This window comes from Halalkalibacterium ligniniphilum (assembly GCF_000334155.1).
Taxonomy (GTDB): domain Bacteria; phylum Bacillota; class Bacilli; order Bacillales; family Bacillaceae_D; genus Halalkalibacterium; species Halalkalibacterium ligniniphilum.
Genome location: NZ_ANNK01000168.1, coordinates 26,263 through 32,951 on the forward strand (window position 1 = coordinate 26,263; position 6,689 = coordinate 32,951).

Consider the following 6,689-nt stretch of genomic DNA (forward strand, 5'->3'; position numbering starts at 1 on the left):
GGAAAGGAGAATGTAGGATGGGGTGGATCTATTTATTATTAGCAGGCGTTTTAGAAATTGCTTGGGCATTTGGACTCCAATTATCCGAAGGTTTAACGCGCCCTCTACTGAGCACCGTTACAATGATACTTATTGTAATGTGTTTTTTCTTATTTGCAGCCTCACTAAAAACGATTCCGATCGGAACTGCCTATGCCATTTTCACTGGTATTGGCACAGCAGGCACCTCTACAATTAGTATGCTCTTTTTACAGGAGCCAGCAAATCTGTTGAAAATATTCTTTCTGCTTATGTTAGTAACAGGCATTATCGGGTTAAAATTGACGACTGTTGAGGAAGACCTTAAAAAAACTAAGGGAGATGCATAAGCATGGCTTGGACGTTGCTTATTATTGCTGGTTTGTTTGAAGTGTTGTTTGTCACATTTATGAAATTATCGAATGGCTTTAAACAAAAGGGATTCACCTTGCTCTGCATTGTCACAGGCGGGCTTAGCTTTTACTTACTTTCCCTTTCACTATTAGCGATCCCCATTGGAACTGCCTATGCCATTTGGGCTGGTATCGGAGCAGCTGGAAGCGTCATAGTCGGAATGATCTTTTTCAAAGAATCAAAACAAGTCATTCGCCTATTGTTTCTCGCATTTATTGTCACAGGGGTTGTAGGGTTGAAGGTATCCTCGTCATGATGACCTAATAAGCTTGAAAAATTGATTTTTGCGCGAGTTTTTGGAGAGCCTATGTTTTATCCTTGCTCATTTTGAGGTCATAAGGCATCTTTTCTTCCTAAAAAAGTCAGGGAACTGCTCGAGATGACGACCATTCCCTGACACTCTATCAAAAATCTTGATGAAACTATGCTAGGCAGATAAATCAGCCGAGTCTTTTTTTTGTTTCCGATTGCGGATTTGAGGAATAATGAGTGACAATAATGCAATGGCAAACAGCGAGATAGCGATCGAACTATTAAAAAAGATTGACCAACTTCCCCCTGAAATTGTAAGAGACTGCCGTAGTGCCTGCTCCATCATGCCCCCAAGAATAAAAGCAAGAATAAATGGTGCCGCTGGAAATGCAAAAACGCGCATAAAATACCCGAACACACCAAACATGATGAGAAGATACAAATCAAAGATGCTAAAGCTTACCGAATATACTCCGATTAAGCTAAACATAATAACGAGCGAGATTAACAGTGGTCTTGGCACAAGCAAAATTTTTGCAAAGTATGGAATGAGTGGCAGGTTCAAAATTAATAAAAAGACATTCCCGATATACATACTGGCAATCACGCCCCAAAACACATCCGGGAATTCTGTCATTAACATAGGACCCGGCTGTACCCCTAAGACAAGAAAGGCCCCTAACATAACCGCTGTTGTCCCTGAGCCCGGTATCCCAAGACTTAACAACGGAACAAAGGCCCCACTTGTTGCCGCATTGTTGGCTGTCTCTGGTGCCGCTAATCCCCGAATCGAGCCTTTTCCAAATTCCTCAGGGTTTTTTGCTAGTTTTTTCTCGGTGATATACCCGATAAATGAAGAAATCGTTGCTCCTGCACCTGGCAACACGCCAAGGAGAAACCCTAAGAAGGATTGACGAGTAGCAGGTCCACTCATTTCCTTAAAGTCTTCTTTTGACAGTTTTAGGCTGCCAATTCGTTTATACTGACCAAACGACCCGTCTTTACGATTGAGAATTAAAAAGCATACTTCTGCAATGGCAAACAAACCTAGAGCAATCACCAGAAAATCAATGCCATCTAAAAGGTTCACATTCCCAAAAGTAAATCTAGCTGTACCAGTCTGTGCGTCAATTCCAATCATAACAACCATGAATCCGAGCGTTGCCGAAATCAATGCTTTGATTGTTGAACCTTCTGATAGACTGGCAATCGCCGTTAACCCTAGCAGCATTAAGGCAAAATATTCAGGAGGACCGAAAATGATCGCCACACTTGCAAGCATTGGCGCAAACAACATTAATAAAACAACACTAACTGTTCCACCAATAAACGAACAAATAGCAGAAATTGCTAAGGCCTTCCCTGCTTTTCCTTGTTGAGCCATGGGGTAACCATCAAAAGCAGCGGCAACGGTCCCTGCGACCCCAGGAGCATTTAGGAGAATCGATGAAGTCGAGCCTCCATACATCGAACCGTAATATACACCAGCCATCATGACTAATGCGAGGGTTGGGTTCATTCCGTAAGTAATCGGAATCATAATGGCGATCGCACTAATCGGGCCTAAGCCTGGAATCATACCTATAATTGTCCCTAATAGAACACCAATAAAAACAAAGAACATTCCTTCAATACTAAATGCAATCTGAAAGCCTTGCATTAAGCCTTCAAAAGCTCCCATGAACCTATATCCTCCTATCATTGACCCTGCGCCAAATGCACACTCTTATTATGTTTCGTTAAAAAGGTAGAATGCCTGATGGCAAACGAATGGAAAGTAAATAATTAAACAAATAATAGACGCTTATCGAAAAGAGGAAAGCAGTCAGTATGGTTGCAATCCAGTTTCGGTACCCAAGGGTCACCGAACAGCAAATAATAAACAAAAAGGTTGTAATAACAAACCCAATCATCTCTAGTAAAAAAATGTAAACAAGCACTTGCCCAAGAACCCCTAAAAGCATGAACACTTCTTTTTTTGGAATGCTACGACGTTTCTTTTGCTCCTCTGTGTCGATATCCTGTGAAAAGTAGAAAATCACTGATAGTATAAGGAGAAGAAACCCAAGTGACTTTGGCATCATATCTGAGTCAACTGGAACATAAGCATATTCTGGTAATTGATAGCTTAAAATGAGGAACAAAACGGCAATCGCCATTAAAACGAGCGCAAGCTTTTGATTGATAGTTTTCAGCATCGTTAGCGTCCCCCTCTGCATTTAAATCGCTTATTCATGCACATCAAAACCTAATCTTTCGAGTAATCCTTGGATTTCATTTTTTTGTTCATCCAAAAATTGTCCATACTCCTCACTGCCCATGAAAAATTCTTCCCACCCATAAGTATTACGAATCTCTGCGAATGCTTCCGACTCACTGGCCTCTCTAAAGAGATCTTCAAAGTATTTCACCTGTTCTGGTGTCATATCAGGTGGCCCAAAAACCCCACGCCAATTAACGAATTCTGCATCGATCCCTTGCTCAATTCCTGTCGGCAATTCTGAAAGAAATTCTCCCTCTAAACGCTCAGGTGCTGTAATACCTAAGATTCGTATTTCCCCTGCCCGGGCTTGCTCCACTGCTTCCGAAACCCCTGTCGATAGAACATCAACACTACCATTTAACAGAGCTGTTAAGGTTCCGCCCTCTTGTTCTGAGACATATCTAATTTGTGTTATATCGACCCCTGCTGCTTCTGCAAAGTTAACAAACTGCATGTGATCCATGCTTCCTGGTGATGATGTACCGATTACACTCACAGACGTTGGATCCTCTACCATATCCTCAAATAACTCGCTCAAATTCTCCCATTTTGCATCTGCTCGAACAGCAAAAGCACCATAATCAGCAATTAAATTGGCGATCGGCGTAAAATCCTCATGCCCGAATTCTGATTGTCCATTCAAAGGAATAAACATTAGTGGGGGTGAAGCAACAAAAACATGGTGCGGATCATTGCGATTGTGGACATACGCCCAGCCGACCGCACCTCCACCACCTGGCTTATTTACTACGCCAAAGCTTTGGTCTGCTATACCTTCTTCCTCTAATACTCTAGCTAGCATTCTAGCGGTTGTATCCCAACCCCCTCCAGCACCAGCTGGAGCAACAAATTCAATTGAACGGCTAGGCGTCCATTCTCCATTTTCATTTACTCCTTCCGCATCAGCAGGTGATGAATTAGATCCAGAACAGGCTGCCAGTATGAACATCACTACAATTGACAGTAAAAGTGCTGTTTTCTTCATTACATTTCCTCCCCTTGATTACCTATTTATTTTGATATCCTAATAGTAAAGGGTTCTTGTTTCAATGTAACCGTATTCAAAATTTAATTTTTTTAAAACTTTATTGTCTTTTTGTTCATTTTGTTCATAGGCCGTTCAAAGCTGATTTTTATGGTCATTTCCGTTTAATTAAAAAAGGCACCGTTCTCAAATGAACAGTGCATAAGAAGATTCCTTTATCCTATTGCTTGATAACTCAACATTAGTACATATCATCGTTTAGCCGATACTGTCTTTCTGGCCTGCCAACAATCCCATATTCAACCTCTGCCTTTACTTTCGCTATGGATGTCATATATTCCAAATAACGTCTAGCGGTCGTTCTTGAAGCCCCCATCTCCATGCCCATTTCTTCAGCCGTGATCCCCGCTTGTCTACCTTTTAAAATTTGTTTGACCTTTTCTAATGTAATCGGATCAATTCCTTTTGGAAGAACGGTGTCTTTTGAAGATTTTAACGGCTCACTTCTAAAATATTGATCAATGATATCTTGTTCAATGATCTTTTTTCCTTCTAGCAATTTTTTTCTTTTTTTGAATTTATCAATGGCTTGTTTAAAACGATCAAAGGTAATTGGTTTAATAATGTAATCATCGATCCCATATTGGAAGGCCTTTTCAACTAACTCTTTTTCAGATGTAGCTGTAATAATAATAATCCCAAGAGCTGAATATTTTTTTCTGATTAAATGTAGCATGTCCGTCCCAAGCTGATCAGGCATATAAACATCTAGCAATAATAAATCAACTTTATTTCCTTCCAATAACGTAAGCGCTTCCATAACAGTTGCTGCTTTTCCCTTTACCTTTACTTCAGGTATGTCCTTTAAAAACTGCTCATGAATATTTGCTACTCGAAAATCATCTTCAACGATTAAAACGTTCATGATCTGTGCTCCTCCTTCTCATCTTTGGCAAAAATACTGTAAAGACAGCTCCTCCCGTGTTAGGATTATAAGCTTCAATTGTCCCACCTAACGTATCAATCGCTTCTTTCACAAGGGATAAGCCAAATCCTCGATTGGTCCCATTTTTCGTAGAATAGCCTCTCATAAACAATTCATTCATCTTTTCCTTATTAAGACCCGTTCCGTTGTCTGCCACTTCAAACACAAGATCATGTCCTATATCGGTCACAAAAAAAGTAACAATCTTCTCAGCTTTATGGCTAACTGCTTCAAACGCATTATCTAGTAGATTTCCAAAAATCGTAATTAAACTGGATGTATCCGCTTCTAAATAAGCAGCTCCTAATGAACTTTCTTCATTAATATGGAAGCGAATTTTTTGTTCGGATGCTTTGCTTAATTTTCCTAATAAGATGGCTTGAATGGTTGGATCTTTAATTTGCTCAAATAAGATTTTGTTTTGAATTTCATGGGCTTGTGCTTCTTTATGAATAAATGCTATTGCATCATCGACTTTCCCAATTTGTAGCAAGCCTGAAATTGTGTAAAGCTTATTCGTATATTCATGGGTTTGAGCACGAAGATCCTGAGAATATTTTTTAACCTCTGATAGCGTATTAACCATTTGCTTCACTTCGGTTCGATCACGAAAGCTAGCAACGACTCCCACCGTTTCTCCGGCTTCTTGGATTGGCGTTCGGTTAACAATGACACTATGGTTTTTTAATTGTATTTCTTGATTTGTTTCGTTTTCTCCAGTTTTCAACACCCTATGCATTTGAGTGTTCGGAAACAATGCTTCAATTGGCTTTCCTACAGCCTCTCCAGTAATGCCGAGCATGGTCTTTGCGGATTGATTAATAAGTGTGACTGTCCCCATGTTATCAACCGCTACGATCCCTTCTTTTACTGACTGTAATATCGCATGACGTTCGCGGTACAATGAGGCAATCTCAGACGGTTCTAAGCCAAGGGTATCCTTCCTTATACTTCGTGCTAAAATAATGCTTCCAACAGTTCCGATCGTAAAAACGAGCAGCGCCCATCCTGCAAACGTTTTCAAATCCTGTAAAAAAACAGACTGAATGTGACCAATCAAAAAACCAACCGAAACGACACCTATAATGTCCTGTTGCTCATTAAATACAGGTGTTTTCCCTCTGAGGGAGGTACCTAATGACCCTTCGGCTTTTGAAATATAGCTCTCACCATAGACAAGTGCCAGTTCATTGTCGCCACCTACCATGGTTTGACCGATTCGCTCCTCCTTTGGATGGGAATAACGAATGTCTTCCGTATTACCAACAACAATAAACTCTGCTCCAACTTCCTGCCGAATTCGTTCTGCTATTGGTTGAATAATGCTAGACGGATCTTCATGTTCAAAAGCATCAATAACCTCTGGAATGACTGCCACACTTTTGGCAACATTTAAAGCCATTGTACCAATGTGGTTTTCCGTTTGTTTAATTTCTAAATAATAATAGACCCCGGTGAGAAGTAATAAAACTAAAAAAACAAGTCCTAAAGTATACGATAGAATTTTAGTTTGTAAGGATATACGTTGGAAATTGAAATTTCTCATTTATCAGTCAATTCACCTCCCTACTTCCTAGTTTAAAGGGTGGCTCTATTTGTATCAATTGTTGTTAGGTCTTTCTTTGATTTGCCTAAGATATCAATGAAACTAACAATTCCTCAGACGTCCAGCTCATCAGTGCCCCCTTTTCCTTTTCTGCGCACTAAAAAAAGCACAACCCTATCGGATTGTGCTTTAACGCTTGGCAACGTCCTACTCTTGCAGGGGGAAG

The 6,689-nt window shown here is 40.2% G+C and carries 7 protein-coding genes; 2 read left to right on the forward strand and 5 right to left on the reverse strand.

All coding sequences use genetic code 11. The annotated features are described in order from the left end of the window. The first annotated feature begins 17 nt into the window (after positions 1-17). Together BLT_RS0120350 and BLT_RS0120355 are read left to right on the forward strand one after the other, a co-directional pair. Positions 18-368 carry a DMT family transporter gene (locus tag BLT_RS0120350; protein ID WP_017729540.1) on the forward strand — a complete coding sequence of 117 codons (351 nt, stop codon included), beginning with the start codon at positions 18-20 and terminating at the stop codon, positions 366-368. Positions 369-370: 2 nt separating this feature from the next. After that, entirely contained in the window at positions 371-688 is a 318-nt protein-coding gene (locus tag BLT_RS0120355; protein WP_017729541.1) for a DMT family transporter, read from the forward strand. 171 nt (positions 689-859) lie between these two features. Here the strand turns inward: BLT_RS0120355 and BLT_RS0120360 are convergent, their stop codons facing one another. From BLT_RS0120360 to BLT_RS0120380, 5 genes are all read right to left on the reverse strand, one after another. Beyond that, entirely contained in the window at positions 860-2,365 is a 1,506-nt protein-coding gene (locus BLT_RS0120360) for a tripartite tricarboxylate transporter permease (protein ID WP_017729542.1), read from the reverse strand. A gap of 58 nt (positions 2,366-2,423) precedes the next feature. Beyond that, entirely contained in the window at positions 2,424-2,882 is a 459-nt protein-coding gene (locus tag BLT_RS0120365; RefSeq protein WP_017729543.1) for a tripartite tricarboxylate transporter TctB family protein, read from the reverse strand. A 30-nt stretch (positions 2,883-2,912) separates the two neighbouring features. Next, positions 2,913-3,932 (reverse strand): tripartite tricarboxylate transporter substrate binding protein, encoded by a 1,020-nt coding sequence (locus BLT_RS0120370; protein WP_017729544.1) that lies wholly within the window; start codon positions 3,930-3,932, stop codon positions 2,913-2,915. Positions 3,933-4,173: 241 nt separating this feature from the next. Then, a complete protein-coding gene (locus BLT_RS0120375) occupies positions 4,174-4,857 on the reverse strand; it encodes a response regulator (protein ID WP_017729545.1) in 684 nt (227 codons plus the stop codon). Then, positions 4,838-6,463: an ATP-binding protein gene (locus tag BLT_RS0120380; protein WP_017729546.1), complete on the reverse strand. Its 1,626-nt coding sequence runs from the start codon at positions 6,461-6,463 to the stop codon at positions 4,838-4,840. The genes BLT_RS0120375 and BLT_RS0120380 overlap by 20 nt, the downstream gene beginning before the upstream one ends. Between the last annotated feature and the right edge of the window lie 226 nt (positions 6,464-6,689).